This window comes from Rhodococcus sp. NPDC055024, from assembly GCF_053608585.1.
Genome location: NZ_JBSGVT010000017.1, coordinates 1 through 14406, shown reverse-complemented (window position 1 = coordinate 14406; position 14406 = coordinate 1). Strand labels below are relative to the sequence as shown.

The 14406-nt window shown below is 62.3% G+C and carries 13 protein-coding genes and 6 tRNA genes; 12 read left to right on the top strand and 7 right to left on the bottom strand.

The annotated features are described in order from the left end of the window. Window positions 1-19: 19 nt before the first annotated feature. Window positions 20-1036 carry a cell division protein ZapE gene (gene zapE, locus ACWF6P_RS27140; RefSeq protein WP_003942629.1) on the top strand — a complete coding sequence of 339 codons (1017 nt, stop codon included), beginning with the start codon at window positions 20-22 and terminating at the stop codon, window positions 1034-1036. A gap of 12 nt (window positions 1037-1048) precedes the next feature. On the opposite strand, the gene ACWF6P_RS27135 is transcribed toward zapE, so the two are convergent. Both ACWF6P_RS27135 and ACWF6P_RS27130 read right to left on the bottom strand, forming a co-directional pair. Next, window positions 1049-1582 carry a GNAT family N-acetyltransferase gene (locus tag ACWF6P_RS27135; protein WP_452623132.1) on the bottom strand — a complete coding sequence of 178 codons (534 nt, stop codon included), beginning with the start codon at window positions 1580-1582 and terminating at the stop codon, window positions 1049-1051. Window positions 1583-1649: 67 nt separating this feature from the next. After that, window positions 1650-2846 (bottom strand): MFS transporter, encoded by a 1197-nt coding sequence (locus tag ACWF6P_RS27130; protein WP_452623131.1) that lies wholly within the window; start codon window positions 2844-2846, stop codon window positions 1650-1652. 116 nt (window positions 2847-2962) lie between these two features. Here ACWF6P_RS27130 and ACWF6P_RS27125 point away from each other — a divergent pair, with 116 nt between their 5' ends. Both ACWF6P_RS27125 and ACWF6P_RS27120 read left to right on the top strand, forming a co-directional pair. Then, window positions 2963-4348 (top strand): GH1 family beta-glucosidase, encoded by a 1386-nt coding sequence (locus ACWF6P_RS27125; protein ID WP_452623130.1) that lies wholly within the window; start codon window positions 2963-2965, stop codon window positions 4346-4348. A 197-nt stretch (window positions 4349-4545) separates the two neighbouring features. After that, window positions 4546-5025 (top strand): alpha-isopropylmalate synthase regulatory domain-containing protein, encoded by a 480-nt coding sequence (locus ACWF6P_RS27120; protein WP_452623129.1) that lies wholly within the window; start codon window positions 4546-4548, stop codon window positions 5023-5025. Window positions 5026-5171: 146 nt separating this feature from the next. On the opposite strand, the gene ACWF6P_RS27115 is transcribed toward ACWF6P_RS27120, so the two are convergent. The 5 genes from ACWF6P_RS27115 to ACWF6P_RS27095 all read right to left on the bottom strand — a co-directional run bounded on the left by ACWF6P_RS27115 (window position 5172) and on the right by ACWF6P_RS27095 (window position 5675). Then, a tRNA-Val gene (locus ACWF6P_RS27115) sits at window positions 5172-5246 on the bottom strand. Between the two features lie 16 nt (window positions 5247-5262). Next, a tRNA-Gly gene (locus ACWF6P_RS27110) sits at window positions 5263-5338 on the bottom strand. A 92-nt stretch (window positions 5339-5430) separates the two neighbouring features. Beyond that, a tRNA-Val gene (locus tag ACWF6P_RS27105) sits at window positions 5431-5505 on the bottom strand. A 1-nt stretch (window position 5506) separates the two neighbouring features. Continuing rightward, window positions 5507-5577 (bottom strand) — tRNA-Cys (locus ACWF6P_RS27100). 25 nt (window positions 5578-5602) lie between these two features. Further along, window positions 5603-5675, bottom strand: a tRNA-Gly gene (locus ACWF6P_RS27095). A gap of 293 nt (window positions 5676-5968) precedes the next feature. On the opposite strand from ACWF6P_RS27095, the gene ACWF6P_RS27090 reads away from it, so the two are divergent. The 9 genes from ACWF6P_RS27090 (at window position 5969) to pdxS (ending at window position 14331) form a co-directional block, all read left to right on the top strand. Then, window positions 5969-6040, top strand: a tRNA-Val gene (locus ACWF6P_RS27090). A gap of 260 nt (window positions 6041-6300) precedes the next feature. Continuing rightward, window positions 6301-6711 carry a TIGR02611 family protein gene (locus ACWF6P_RS27085; protein WP_378446114.1) on the top strand — a complete coding sequence of 137 codons (411 nt, stop codon included), beginning with the start codon at window positions 6301-6303 and terminating at the stop codon, window positions 6709-6711. Between the two features lie 131 nt (window positions 6712-6842). Next, window positions 6843-8900, top strand: a complete 2058-nt coding sequence (gene thrS / locus ACWF6P_RS27080; protein ID WP_452623128.1) for a threonine--tRNA ligase — start codon at window positions 6843-6845, stop codon at window positions 8898-8900. Next, window positions 8897-9451 carry an HIT family protein gene (locus ACWF6P_RS27075; protein ID WP_264614478.1) on the top strand — a complete coding sequence of 185 codons (555 nt, stop codon included), beginning with the start codon at window positions 8897-8899 and terminating at the stop codon, window positions 9449-9451. The genes thrS and ACWF6P_RS27075 overlap by 4 nt, the downstream gene beginning before the upstream one ends. A gap of 81 nt (window positions 9452-9532) precedes the next feature. Continuing rightward, on the top strand, window positions 9533-10210 hold the full coding sequence (gene pgsA / locus ACWF6P_RS27070; protein WP_452623127.1) for a phosphatidylinositol phosphate synthase: 678 nt from the start codon (window positions 9533-9535) through the stop codon (window positions 10208-10210). After that, entirely contained in the window at window positions 10207-11109 is a 903-nt protein-coding gene (locus ACWF6P_RS27065) for a phosphatidylinositol mannoside acyltransferase (protein ID WP_452623126.1), read from the top strand. The genes pgsA and ACWF6P_RS27065 overlap by 4 nt, the downstream gene beginning before the upstream one ends. Next, complete coding sequence (locus tag ACWF6P_RS27060) at window positions 11106-12233, top strand: glycosyltransferase family 4 protein (protein WP_378533293.1); 1128 nt, start codon at window positions 11106-11108, stop codon at window positions 12231-12233. Before ACWF6P_RS27065 ends, ACWF6P_RS27060 begins: the two co-directional genes overlap by 4 nt. Next, window positions 12230-13252 (top strand): NUDIX hydrolase, encoded by a 1023-nt coding sequence (locus ACWF6P_RS27055; RefSeq protein WP_452623125.1) that lies wholly within the window; start codon window positions 12230-12232, stop codon window positions 13250-13252. Before ACWF6P_RS27060 ends, ACWF6P_RS27055 begins: the two co-directional genes overlap by 4 nt. A 170-nt stretch (window positions 13253-13422) precedes the next feature. Then, entirely contained in the window at window positions 13423-14331 is a 909-nt protein-coding gene (gene pdxS, locus ACWF6P_RS27050; RefSeq protein WP_003943338.1) for a pyridoxal 5'-phosphate synthase lyase subunit PdxS, read from the top strand. The last annotated feature ends 75 nt before the right edge of the window (window positions 14332-14406 follow it).

Sequence of the window (14406 nt, the reverse complement as noted above, 5' to 3'; positions counted from 1 at the left end):
ACGTAGATACCCTTGACGGATGCATGAACGTCTTGTCGATCGCAGCCCGGTGGTACCCGCCGATCAACTGGTAGCTCAAATGGTGCCTCCCGCAATGTTCGACGAGGTGAGTTTTGCGTCCTACATTCCTGATCCGAAGGAACCGAGCCAGGCAGCCGCTGTCGCCAAGGCCGAGGAATTCTCCAAGCGCGTCACCAAAATCCGTAGTGGTGGACGCCGTGGATTGTTCGGCAAGAAGACCCAGGCGACCGGCGCCGGCCTGTACCTCGACGGTGGATTCGGTGTCGGTAAGACGCACTTGCTGGCATCGATCTTCCACAGCGTTCCGTCGCCGAAGGCGTTCGGAACCTTCGTCGAGCTGACACACGTCGTCGGCGCTCTCGGCTTCAACAAGGCTGTCGAAGCGCTCGCCGACCACAGCGTTCTCTGCATTGACGAATTCGAGCTCGACGATCCGGGCGACACCATGCTCGTCTCCCGCCTCCTCTCGGAGCTTTCCGCGCGCGGCGTGTCCATCGTCGCGACGTCGAACACGCTTCCCGGTCAGCTCGGTGAGGGTCGCTTCGCCGCGCAGGACTTCCTGCGCGAGATCAAGAAGCTCGGCTCGATCTTCGAGACGATTCGCGTCGACGGCCCTGACTACCGTCACCGTGACCTTCCGCCCGCGCCGGAGCCCATCTCGTCGGAGGAATTGGTTTCTCGGGCCGACGCCATCGACGGCGCCACGCTCGACAACTTCGACGAGCTGTGCAAGCACCTCAGCACTCTGCATCCGTCGCGGTACAACAAGCTGGTCGAGGGTGTGAAGGCCGTCTTCATCGACGGCGTCCACCCCGCAACGGATCAGTCGGTTGCACTGCGCATCGTGGTTCTCGCCGACCGCTTGTACGACGCGAGCATCCCGGTCACCGTCTCCGGCGCACGCCTCGACGAGATCTTCACTCCCGAGATGCTCGCCGGCGGGTACAAGAAGAAGTACCTGCGCGCGACCTCGCGGCTGCTCGCACTTTCTCGTTTCGAGGTCGCGGCCGGCTGATCGGCACGCCCGTCAGCTGACGGGGCGCTCCATCACGAAATCGTGGTGGAGTTGTGCGCCCACGAGGAAAGTCTTCGTGCCGACCTGGGTGAAACCGTGCTTGGCGTAGAACTTCTGGGCACGCAGATTCTCCTGATTGACACCAAGCCAGATTCCGGCACTTCCACTGCGTCGTGCGTGGTCGACGACGGCGTCCATCAAGGATGCTGCCGCGCCGGTCCCGTGATTACCCGGAAGCACGTACAACTTGCTCAGTTCTGTCGTCGGGCGGAGAGTCACAGCAGCTTTGACGTCCGGGTCGGAGGGCTCATCGTCGACAAGCATCGCGTAGCCGACGATCGAATTGTCGCGAATGACCTTGAGAACGGTTCGCGTCGGATCGGTGAGGTACTCGGAGAACTTGTCGACGGAGAGAACGTTGTCGATGAAGGCGCTGATGTCGTCGTCCGACGCGTCCGGCGGACACGCCAATGGAAATGTCACCGCTGCAACGTCGGCGATTGCTTCGGAATCCCAGATTCCGGCCCGGTCAACGGTGATCGTCACGTCAGTTTCTACCTCTCGCGCACACAATTCGGTCGATCAAGTACACCACTTTCCATGGGCGCAATGCTCAAGCGGCGTTCTCGGTGACCGGACTTGTGGCTCGTTTCGGCGCGAAGGCGGGAGCAAGAACTATCAAGATCGCGCAGAACGCCAGCGGAATCAGGAACCCGATGCGAAGGTCACTGAAGGCAGCGACTGCGCCGACGATGCCACCACCGACCACGGTGCCGACGTAGTTGAAGAGGTTGATGCGTGCGATCACCGCGTCGACCTGATCCGGGGGCGCCATCCGGCCGGCGGCGCTGAAGCAGATCGGAGCGATCACCGGTACGCCGAGCCCGACGATGAGGAAACCGGCGATGGCAACGGCGGGAGATTGCGCGAGCACAACGACTGTCATACCGACTACGCCGATGAGAGAGCCGATCCGCACGACGGTAGTCTCACCGAACTTCCCGACCCAGTAGTCGCCGGTCAGTCGCGCGATCAGTGCGGCGATTTGGTACGCCGCCACGGACAGGGCAGCGGTACCGGCGTCGGCGAGCAGTTCGTCCTTGACGTAGAGAGTCGACCAGTTTCCGACGCTGAAGTCGACCGCGTAGAACAAAGCCATCGCGACGCCGAGGAGGACGAAGGCGCGGGTAGGGACGGTGAACTTCGCGGTGCTCGTGATGTTTGCATCGGCAACCGGAGACTCGGACCGATCCAGCAGTTGCGGGCCGAAGGCCAGAAGCATCAGTCCGACAACAACTCCCGCGATCACCTGCGTCACGCGGATCGAAATGTCGAGACCTGCGGTTGCCGAGATGAAGAGAGCGCCGACAATCGCTCCGACGCTCCAGGAAGCATGGAACGAGGAGAGGATGAACCGGCCCTTGGCGTGTTGGATCGAGACCGCCTGCATGTTGGCGGCCGCGTCGACCATGCCGAGTCCGATGCCGTAGATCGCCAGGAAGACGAAGAACATGGCCGCGTTGGGCGCAATACCCGTTGCCCCGCCGAAGACTGCGATGACGGCGAGTCCGGTTCGCAGAGTCATCTTGCTCGACGTCCGTACCGCCAGCATCTCGGCGAGCACGCTGCCGAGGCCGGCGATGACGGACACAGTGACAACCGCAACCACAACCAGCGTCTCGCTCAGCTCGAACAAGTCCTTGTACTGCGGAAGCTGCGTCAGAATGGCGGCGAGCAGAAATCCTTGAAGTCCGAAGGCCACCGAAGTGGCGATCCGGGCCCTCGTCAGGGTGCGGGTGTTATCCGTCATCAAGCAGGGCCTTTGTCTCGTTCGTTCGGTTAGGCCGAACGGTACTGGATCTTGATACTGGTCGAGTGTCCAACAAAGCTGCGTGTTTTGCACGGTTCTTTGATTAACTGACCGACATGACTCGGCAGCCGACACCAGAATTTCCGTCTTCCTTCGTCTGGGGAACCGCTACTGCGGCCTATCAAATCGAGGGAGCTGTGGCCGAAGACGGTCGCGGACCGTCGATCTGGGACGAGTTCTGTGACCGTCCCGGTGTAGTCGTCGGGGGCGACACCGGGACGGTCGCTGCCGATCATTATCACCGCTGGGAATCGGACATCGAACTGATGACACAGCTCGGGCTCGACGCCTATCGGCTCTCGCTGTCCTGGTCGCGAATACTCCCCACCGGATCGGGGACGGTGAACGCGAAAGGGCTCGACTTCTACGACCGATTGATCGATCGACTGTGTTCGGTCGGAATTACCCCCGCTGTCACGCTCTTTCACTGGGATCTGCCCCTCGCCTTGCAGGAGCAGGGCGGCTGGATGAACCGCGACACCTCGTATCGACTGGGGGAGTACGCGCAGGTTGTCGGTGAGCGACTGTCGGATCGCGTCGGAATGTGGATGCCGCTCAACGAACCGGTAGTGCACACGCTCTACGGGCATGCTTTGGGAGTTCACGCCCCGGGACTGGCCTTGGGGTTCGAGGCCTTCCAGGCCGCGCATCACCAGCTGCTCGGGCACGGCCTCGCTGTCGAAGCGCTTCGGTCAACCGGGTGTACGAACATCGGAATCGCCTCCAATCATGCTCCGGTGCGGGCAGCTTCGGATTCCCCGGAAGACGTGATGGCTGCCGACATCTATGAACACGTCGTCAATTGGATGTTCGCCGACCCGGTATTGGTCGGAAAGTACCCCGCAGACGAATTTGCACAGCTGCTCAGCGGCCCTGTCGAGGAGGACTTGAAAATCATCGGGGCGCCGCTCGACTGGTACGGGATCAATTACTACGAGCCGACGATGATTGCCGCTCCAGTGGAAGGTCAGGGGACCGAGGGCGTGCTCGAGGTCGACCTACCGCCAGGCCTGCCCTTTGCTCCTGTCGCGATAACTGGTTATCCCACAACCGATTTCGGGTGGCCGATCGTTCCGGAAGGACTGGGCGAGATCTTGCGGACGTTCCACGCGCGCTTCGGTGATGCACTGCCGCCGATCTACATCACGGAAAGCGGATGTTCTTTCCACGACTCGCCGGATGCCGCGGGGATCGTCGAGGACGAAGCACGAATCGATTATCACGATGCGCACCTTCGCGCCCTCCGGTCGGCCATCGACGACGGCGTCGACGTCCGCGGTTATTTTGTGTGGTCGCTTCTCGACAACTTCGAATGGGCCGCTGGATACAAGGAGCGATTCGGCCTGGTGCACGTCGATTTCGACACTCAGAAGCGCACACCGAAGTCCTCGTTCGAGTGGTACCGCGCTTTGATCGCCGACCACAAGGCGGCTCAGGTCTGACCTGTGCGTAAGCGGTCTGGGTTGCTGTGCGGAGGCGGTCAGGGTTGCTTTATGGAATCAGGCCGCCTAGCCTCTTCTCTCATGAAGCGAATTCTCGTAGTAAGCCGCCGTAGCGGGGTCTGAATCGGACCGACCCCTCGCTGCGGGTCGTCTTGCTACCAGTTGGTCCTCCACTTCATTCCAGGAAGACCACGATCATGACTTACAACTTCGCCTTCGCTTCTGATTCCTCTTCTACGGCTGCTGATCCTTTCGCGGCGCGCCACGGAAAATCTCTGCCTGCCGGCCTGCGTGCAGAATGCTCTGCGATGTCCTGGACCGAGTTCGAGTCCACGTACGCGGCTATGAGCGGCCCGGTCCGTCTGGGCGCGTGGTCATCCGAAAAGATTGCACCGGGTCGGTGGACCTTCGAAGCGACTCTCGGTCTGGGGGAGCGCATCCAGAAAGCGTCCGCCACCTCGACCGGCGCGATCTCGGCTATGACCTCGATGCTGCACGACGCGGGAATCTCGCTCGAGATCCTGTCTTTCCACCAGCACCAGATTGGTCACCGCACTGCGACGTTCATCTTCACCGAGTGCGACGGACGTCGGAGCTGGGCGATGGGTATTGCGGAGTCGTCCACGGAGTCCTCGTTGCGCGCGATGACCTCGGCAGCGAACCGCTTCTCTCACTGATCAGCTCCATCACCCTGATCAGCTACTTCAAACGCAGCGCTGACGCGGATTCCCCAGGGGGCTTGCGTCAGTACTGCGGTTAGTGTTTTCGGTGCTCAAACGCAAGAAGCCGGAACCCTGAGGTTCCGGCTTCTTGCATTCTCAAATGGTGCGCGATACTGGGATTGAACCAGTGACCTCTTCCGTGTCAGGGAAGCGCTCTCCCGCTGAGCTAATCGCGCGGGTTCTGGAGAAAAATGGAGCGGACGACGGGATTCGAACCCGCGACCCCAACCTTGGCAAGGTTGTGCGCTACCAGCTGCGCCACGTCCGCATGAGCAATGAACTCCGTTACCGGAACTCAGTACTTTTCTAACTTATCAGACCTGCAAGCAGGCCTTGACCATCAGGCCCGAAGGCCTGACGTGGTGCGCGATACTGGGATTGAACCAGTGACCTCTTCCGTGTCAGGGAAGCGCTCTCCCGCTGAGCTAATCGCGCGAGGTGGAGACGGGAATCGAACCCGTGTGCACGGCTTTGCAGGCCGTTGCCTCACCACTCGGCCACTCCACCGTAAAAGGTTGAGTCACACCTCTCGAGCGGACGACGGGATTCGAACCCGCGACCCCAACCTTGGCAAGGTTGTGCGCTACCAGCTGCGCCACGTCCGCATCGCACCGTGTTGCTTGGGGAGCTGCTCGCTCTCCTCGGTGCGTTGGAAACATTAGCCGACCGTGTCGGATACACACAAATCACCAGCTCAGTGGCGTGTTCGGAGTCGAATCGGCCCGTCGCGCGCGTTGCAACTGTCCGTCTCGGCGATGAATACGGTCTGAAATCAGCTCGAATTCGTAGATTTCGGGGTCGCCTGGAGCAAAACGAATGCCAACCTGGTGATTCGTATTCATCGCGCAGCCGTGTTAATGTTCCAACTCGTTCGAGCGCATGCGTTCGGATGACTTACGGTCCCGTGGCTCAGTGGGAGAGCGTCCGCTTCACACGCGGAAGGTCGCTGGTTCGATCCCAGCCGGGACCACAGAAAACATTGAAGGCGTTCCCGATTATCGGGGACGCCTTCAGTCGTTTGAGAGCACAGTCGTTTGAGAGCACAGTCGTTTGAGAGCACAGTCGTTTGAGAGCACAGCTGTTCGATGGCACGGTCGTTTCGGCATGCAGACCGTCGTCGCAGGTCGCCGGGCGACGATTTCGGTAGCCTGGTCGAAGAGACATTTCGCGACCGAAAAGGTGACCGACTTGAGTACCGAAAAGGTCGATGCTGCCGTCGATGATTCAGACCTGTCCGTCTTCCAAGACGCTGAGTCCCGCTGGGAGCGGTGGCGTGCTGGAATCGCCGCGCGCCCCACCCTCAATCTTGCGTACCGCATCGGCGTCGGAGTCGTCGGCGTGATCGTGCTCGCCGCAGGTGTCATAGCTATTCCGTACCCCGGCCCCGGATGGCTCATTGTGTTCGCCGGCCTGGGCATCTTGGCGTCGGAGTTCGCCTGGGCTCATAGACTCCTTCATTTCGCGAAGGCTCGGTACGACAGGTTCATGGAATGGTTCGGCAAGCAGTCGCTGTTCGTCAAAGGGTTGGGCGTTCTGTTCACCACAGTGTTCGTCCTGGCGACTTTGTGGGTGCTCGGCACCTTCGGCCTGATCGGGACATGGGTAGGGCTGGACTACTCGTGGCTCGAGTCGCCACTGTGAGCTGAACGAGGTCGGTTTCCTTCACTCGGTTGTCTCGACATGTCGGTAGGGCCGATAACATGATCGTGCGCGTGCTCGCAGTGGGTGCGACGCCTGTCTTACTTGTCGCAATACCTTAGGAGCACATCGCCGTGACCAGTCCCGCGCCAGAGCACTCAGCCGCCCCACTTCGGGTGCCCGCGGGGACGACCGCCGGGACTGCAGTGCGTGAAGCCGGATACCCCACGAAGGGGCCCGACGTGATCGTCGTCGTGCGGGACGGCGAGGGAACGCTCAAGGATCTGTCGTGGACTCCTGAGGTCGATGTCGACGTCGAGCCGGTCGCGGCATCCACCGAAGACGGTCGCAGCGTCATCCGACACTCCGCGGCCCACGTCCTCGCTCAGGCGGTCCAGAAGGAATTCCCCGATGCGAAGCTGGGCATCGGGCCGCCGATCAAGGACGGCTTCTACTACGACTTCGCGGTGGATCGTCCGTTCACTCCGGAAGATCTGACCAAGCTCGAAAAGCGTATGAAGCAGATCATCAAGGGATCGCAGCGCTTCTCGCGTCGAGTGGTCGATTCGATCGAGGACGCCCGGGTCGAGTTGGCCGGCGAGCCTTTCAAGCTCGAACTCATCGACGACAAGTCCGGAATCGACGATCCCGAGATCATGGAGGTGGGTGGCAACGAGCTGACCATCTACGACAATCTCGATCCTCGTACCGGCGACAAGATCTGGTCCGATCTGTGCCGCGGTCCGCATATTCCGACCACCAAGCACATCCCGGCGTTCAAGCTGACGCGTAGCTCCGCCGCGTACTGGCGCGGAAATCAGGACAACGCCGATCTTCAGCGTGTCTACGGCACCGCGTGGGAGTCCACCGAGGCTCAGGACGAGTACCTCGAGTTGCTCGCCGAGGCCGAGCGTCGTGATCACCGCAAGCTCGGTACCGAACTGGACCTCTTCAGCTTCCCCGACGAACTCGGCTCCGGTCTGCCGGTCTTCCATCCCAAGGGCGGCATCATCCGTACCGAGATGGAGAATTACTCCCGCAGCCGCCACATCGAGGCCGGCTACGAGTTCGTCAACACTCCGCACATCACCAAGGGCCATCTGTACGAGGTCTCCGGTCACCTCGACTGGTACCGCGACGGCATGTTCCCGGCGATGCACGTCGACGAGGAACTCAATGAGGACGGCACCGTGCGTAAGCCGGGCCAGGACTACTACCTCAAGCCGATGAACTGCCCGATGCACAATCTGATCTTCCGTGCGCGCGGACGTTCGTACCGTGAATTGCCGTTGCGGCTCTTCGAGTTCGGCTCGGTCTACCGCTACGAGAAGTCCGGCGTCATCCACGGTTTGACCCGTGTGCGCGGCATGACTCAGGACGACGCTCACATCTACTGCACCCGTGAGCAGATGCGCGATGAGCTGACCACCACGCTGCAGTTCGTACTGAACTTGCTCAAGGACTACGGCCTCGACGACTTCTACCTCGAGCTGTCCACCAAGAACCCGGACAAGTTCGTCGGTAGCGACGACGTCTGGGAAGAGGCGACCGCAACGCTCGCCGAGGTCGGCGAAGCCTCCGGCCTGACTCTGGTCCCGGACCCGGGTGGAGCCGCGTTCTACGGTCCCAAGATCTCCGTTCAGGTCAAGGACGCACTCGGCCGCACCTGGCAGATGTCGACCATCCAGCTCGACTTCAACCTGCCCGAGCGGTTCGAGCTCGAATACACCGGCAACGACGGCGTCAAGACTCGTCCGGTCATGATCCACCGCGCTCTGTTCGGCTCGATCGAACGGTTCTTCGGTGTCCTCACCGAGCACTACGCCGGCGCTTTCCCGGCATGGCTGGCACCGGTGCAGGTCGTCGGAATCCCCGTGGCCGAGGCATTCGCCGATCACCTGTTCGACGTCACGAAGAAGCTCAAGGCTGCCGGTGTGCGCGCCGAGGTCGACTTCAGTGACGACCGCATGCAGAAGAAGATCCGCAACCACACCACGCAGAAGGTCCCGTTCATGCTCCTGGCGGGTGAGCGTGACGTGGAAGCCGGCGCGGTCAGTTTCCGCTTCCGCGACGGAACCCAGATCAACGGAATTCCCGTCGACGACGCCGTCCGGATCATCACCGAGTGGATCAGCCGTCGCGAGAATGCCTCGCCGACAGCCGAACTGGTGCAGCCAAGCGTGGCGCAGTGAGCGCCCCCGGTGACGAGGGACCAGGTTCGCTGATCGACCACGGCGTCGGTGACCCTGACCATTTGCAGCGCATTTGGTCGCCGCATCGGATGTCGTACATCACCGAGGCGCCCAACACCCCGGGTACGACGGGTGAGCCGTTCATCGACATCCCGAAGATGTCGGACGAAGAAGGGCTCATCGTCGCCCGCGGTGAGCATGTCTACGCGGTTCTGAACCTGTACCCGTACAACCCCGGGCATCTCATGGTGGTTCCGTATCGCAAGGTCGCGGCTCTCGAAGATCTGACGCCGGAGGAGAGCGCCGAGTTGATGGCGTTCACCCAGCGTGCGCTGCGGGTGATCAAGAGTGTGTCGAATCCTCACGGATTCAACGTCGGCCTGAATCTCGGTGCCGCTGCGGGCGGTTCGCTGTCCGAGCACCTTCACCAACACGTAGTGCCCCGCTGGGGTGGCGACGCCAACTTCATCACCGTGCTCGGTGGGGTGAAGGTGATGCCGCAACTGCTGCGGGAGACCAGGGGACTACTCGCCGGTGCCTGGCAACAATAGATCGATGCGTCCGGCTTCATGGCAGGATGCTTTGCTGCGACGAGTTCCAATCCGGAACTCACGACGGGGAGGTTTCCTGCGGTGTTGAGCTTCTTCGGACGCGAATCGGTGTCCAAGGTGACGGCACCTATGGGGAAGGCGCTGGTCAAGACCGGCCTGACGCCAGACGCGGTGACGGTAATCGGCACGGTGGCGAGTGTCGCCGGGGCGGTGACTCTGTTTCCGTCCGGACACCTGTTCTGGGGAACCATGTTCATTTGGTTCTTCGTCATGTTCGACATGCTCGACGGCGCCATGGCCCGCGCCCGCGGTGGTGGAACGCGTTACGGGGCCGTCCTGGACGCCACCTGTGATCGCGTGGCCGACGGTGCGATTTTTGCCGGCCTTGCGTGGTGGGCGGTCTACCACGAGAACAGCAAGTGGCTTCTCGTGGCGACGCTCATCTGCCTCGTCACCTCGCAGGTCATCTCGTACGCGAAGGCACGCGCCGAGGCGAGCGGGCTGACCGCCGACGGTGGTTGGATCGAGCGTCCGGACCGGCTGATCATCGTGTTGGTCGGATCGGGCCTTACGGGCATGGGTCTACCGTGGGCAATCCACATCGCGATGTGGGTACTTGCCGCCGGAAGTATCGTCACTGTCTTCCAGCGAGTGCTCGCGGTCCGCAATTCACCTGGCGCTCGGGAACTTCTGTCGATCGCCCCGGCCGCATCAACGGTCGAAGGTGAGTCGAACACCGACGGCGAGGCAGAGCAATGAGTTTTGCCGAGCGTGCAACCGATCTGGGATACGCCGCGGGTTGGCGTCTGGTCCGAAGCCTGCCGGAATCGGTGGCGGTCAAGCTGTTCGACGCCGGAGCGGATTTCGCGGTCCGCAAAGGCGGACCCGAACAACTCAGGAAGAACCTCGCGAGAGTTCTGGCGACGACACCGGAGGAAGTCCCGGATCAGCTGATCAAGGATTCGATGCGCTCGTATGCCCGGTACTGGCGTGAGGCGTTCCGTCTACCGTCGATGGACCTGGTCGCCACCGGTAAAGCATTGCATGCGCTGGTCGAGGGCCAGGAATATCTGGAAAAAGCGATGGCGGCAGGTCATGGCGCAGTGCTGGCGCTGCCCCACAGTGGCAACTGGGACATGGCCGGCGTGTGGTGCGTTCAGCAGTGGGGTGGATTGACCTCGGTGGCCGAGCGTCTCAAACCCGAATCCCTGTACGAACGGTTCGTCGAATATCGCGAGAGTCTCGGCTTCGAGATCTTCCCGCTCAGCGGCGGAGAGCATCCTCCGTTCGTCGAACTTTCCAAGCATCTGCGTGAGAACAAGATCGTGTGCCTGTTGGGGGAGCGCGATCTGGCGAAGAAGGGTGTTCCCGTCACGTTCTTCGGAGAACCCACACGCATGCCGGCAGGCCCGGCGAAGCTCGCGATCGACACCGGAGCGCCGCTTCTACCGGTCCACTGCTGGTTCACTCCCGACGGGTGGGGTTTCAAGATCGACCCGCCGATCGACGTTTCCGGCGGCGTCGGCCCGGCCACGCAGGCACTGGCCGACCGATTCGCGGTCAACATCGCAGAGCACCCCGCTGACTGGCACATGCTTCAGCCGCTGTGGCGCTCGGATCTCTCCGAATCGCGGCTCGCCCGCATGGAGGGTGAATGAAAATCGGCATGATCTGCCCGTACTCCTTCGACGTCCCCGGCGGGGTGCAGGCGCACGTGGTGGATCTGGCCGAGGTGCTGATCGAACGCGGCCACAAGGTGAGCGTCCTTGCGCCGTCGTCCGACGATGACGAGTTGCCGGATTTTGTGGTCTCCGCTGGTAAAGCCGTCGCGATTCCTTACAACGGTTCTGTTGCGCGGTTGTCCTTCGGCCCGACGGCGAATGCCCGCCTCCGCAAGTTCATCGCGGAAGGTGACTTCGACGTTCTGCACATCCACGAACCCAATGCGCCGAGTCTGTCCATGCTCGCGTTGCGTATCGCGGAAGGCCCGATCGTGGCCACCTTCCACACGTCGACCACGAAGTCTTTGGTGCTGAGCACATTTCAGGGTGTCCTGGCGCCGTATCTCGAGAAGATCAGTGGCCGGATCGCAGTCTCGGAGTTGGCGCGTCGTTGGCAGGTCGAGTCCCTCGGATCCGACGCGGTCGAAATACCCAACGGCGTCGACGTCGCAGCGTTTGCCGAGGCCGACATGTTGCCCGGCTATCCGCGCGAGGGTGGAACCATTCTGTTCCTCGGGCGCTACGACGAACCGCGCAAGGGAATGGCCGTCCTCCTCGGTGCACTACCGGAGTTGGTCGAGCGTCATCCTGATCTCGAAGTGATCGTGGTCGGGCGCGGCGACGAGGAAAAACTCCGTAAAGAGGCGGGCAAGTACTTCAAGCATCTCCGACTGCTCGGGCAGGTCAGCGACGAGGAGAAAGCGTCGGCACTTCGCAGCGCGGATGTCTACTGCGCGCCCAACCTCGGCGGCGAGAGCTTCGGGATCGTGCTGGTCGAGGCCATGGCGGCTGGTACCGCCGTCGTCGCGAGTGAGTTGGACGCCTTCCGTCGTGTTCTTCGCGACGGCCAGGCCGGCTTGCTGGTCCCCATCGGGAACTCCGATGCCCTGGCCGAGGCAATCGATTCCGTTCTCGGCGATCCGGACCGACGCCGTGCTCTGGTCAACACCGCTACAAGTGTTGTCGCCGAATACGACTGGCCGGTCGTTGCCGAGCAGATCCTGCGTGTTTACGAGACCGTCACGGTCGGCGGCACCGGCGTTCGTGTGGTGGGGTCATGACCTTTTCCGCTCTGACGATCTTCATTCTCGGACTTGTCGCCGCCGTCGTCTTGGTCGTCGGGCTGTGGGCCTATGGGACGGCGAATCGACTCGATCGGCTGCATGTGCGTTCGGATCAGTCCTGGTTGGCGCTCGATGCGGCGCTGTCCCGCCGTGCAGCGGTGGTCCGCGCGGCGGCCGTGGACATGAGCGCCGACGACGCTCGCAGATTCGTCACCTTGGCGGACGCCGCTGAACGGGCAGACCGGCAAGACCGGGAACTCGCGGAGAACCGGTTGTCCAACGCTCTAGCCGCCTACGGCACGACGTCGCTGCGACCTCAACTGGTGGCCGAGCTGGCCGACGCCGAAGCGCGGGTTCTGATCGCCAGACGGTTCCACAACGACGCGGTGCGAGACACCCTTGCACTCCGTACGCGTCGACTTGTTCGCTGGCTTCACCTCGGTGGAACTGCGCCGCTGCCTCAGTATTTCGAGATCTCCGAGCGCACCACCGCGGCCGCGGTGCCCGAGGGCATCACCGTCGATACGTCGCGGACCTCCGCCCGTGTGGTGATGCTGGACGAGGACGATCGGGTGCTGCTGCTGCGCGGGCACGATCCTCAGATCCCGAACACGTACTTCTGGTTCACCGTCGGCGGCGGGCTCGAACGCGGTGAACATCTGCGGGCCGCTGCCGTTCGTGAGATCGAGGAGGAAACCGGATTTGTCGTGGCTTCGGAGGATCTGCGAGGTCCGCTCTGGCGTCGTGTGGCGATTTTCCCGTTCGACGGTGAGCTGATCCGTTCGGAAGAGCTGTTCTTCGCAACGCGCACTCACGGCTTCGAGCCGGTCTTCCAAGGCCATACGGAATTGGAGCAGCGCGCGATTACGGGCCATCGCTGGTGCAGTGCCGACGAGATCCGCCGACTGGCCAAGTCCGGTGAGCCCGTCTACCCGTTGGATCTGGCAAACCTCCTGGTGGAAGCGGCGACGATTGCGGACGGTACCGAGGATCCGGAAGTGCGCTCCATCCGCTGATCCATTCGGCAGATCAGGTGCCGCGGCCATTTAAGGCCAGCAATGGCAAATTGGATACGGAATCGAAGGCCGGTTGGTCCTAGAGTTCTGGCAGAGGCCTCCGTGCGAATGAACTCGTGTGTTCGCCGTGCCTCGTTTCTTTTGTCACGCCACTACTGCAGGAGTTTGCTGTGAGCACCCCCGACTCTGCCCCCACCACCGCCATCGGCACCGCACGCGTCAAGCGCGGCATGGCTGAAATGCTCAAGGGCGGTGTGATCATGGACGTTGTCACCGCTGAGCAGGCCAAGATCGCCGAAGACGCAGGCGCCGTCGCCGTCATGGCACTCGAGCGGGTCCCCGCGGACATTCGCGCACAGGGCGGCGTCTCGCGCATGAGCGACCCGGACATGATCGACAGCATCATCTCCACCGTCAGCATTCCCGTCATGGCAAAGGCACGCATCGGTCACTTCGTCGAAGCGCAGATCCTGCAGAGCCTCGGCGTGGACTACATCGACGAGTCCGAGGTCCTGACCCCGGCCGACTACGCCAACCACATCGACAAGTGGAAGTTCACCGCTCCCTTCGTCTGTGGCGCCACCAACCTCGGCGAAGCGCTGCGTCGCATCAACGAAGGTGCCGCCATGATCCGCTCGAAGGGTGAAGCCGGCACCGGAGACGTCTCCAACGCCACCACCCACATGCGCACCATCCGCGGCGAGATCCGTCGGTTGACGTCGCTGAGCGAAGACGAACTGTACGTCGCTGCCAAGGAACTGCAGGCCCCGTACGAACTGGTCGTCGAGGTCGCCAAGGCCGGCAAGCTGCCGGTCACCATGTTCACCGCCGGCGGCATCGCCACCCCGGCAGACGCTGCGATGATGATGCAGCTCGGCGCCGAGGGCGTGTTCGTCGGATCGGGCATCTTCAAGTCCGGCAACCCGAAGCAGCGCGCCGAGGCCATCGTCAAGGCCACCACGTTCTACGACGACCCGGACGTGCTCGCCAAGGTCTCGCGCGGACTCGGCGAGGCAATGGTCGGCATCAACGTCGACGACCTGCCGGTTGGACACCGCCTCGCAGAGCGCGGCTGGTGACACCAGGTTTGACGACCGGGCCCAGTGCCTGAAGGTTTTCGACACCGAAGGGGCGCCGGGTTGCAGATGCAACCC

Bases quoted from the DNA above. Each gene is read 5' to 3' on its own strand.
- ACWF6P_RS27125 (WP_452623130.1), top strand. From the start codon at position 2,963: ATGACTCGGCAGCCGACACCAGAATTTCCGTCTTCCTTCGTCTGGGGA.
- ACWF6P_RS27060 (WP_378533293.1), top strand. From the start codon at position 11,106: ATGAAAATCGGCATGATCTGCCCGTACTCCTTCGACGTCCCCGGCGGG.
- ACWF6P_RS27055 (WP_452623125.1), top strand. From the start codon at position 12,230: ATGACCTTTTCCGCTCTGACGATCTTCATTCTCGGACTTGTCGCCGCC.
- ACWF6P_RS27120 (WP_452623129.1), top strand. From the start codon at position 4,546: ATGACTTACAACTTCGCCTTCGCTTCTGATTCCTCTTCTACGGCTGCT.
- ACWF6P_RS27130 (WP_452623131.1), bottom strand. From the start codon at position 2,846: ATGACGGATAACACCCGCACCCTGACGAGGGCCCGGATCGCCACTTCG.
- zapE (WP_003942629.1), top strand. From the start codon at position 20: ATGCATGAACGTCTTGTCGATCGCAGCCCGGTGGTACCCGCCGATCAA.
- ACWF6P_RS27065 (WP_452623126.1), top strand. From the start codon at position 10,207: ATGAGTTTTGCCGAGCGTGCAACCGATCTGGGATACGCCGCGGGTTGG.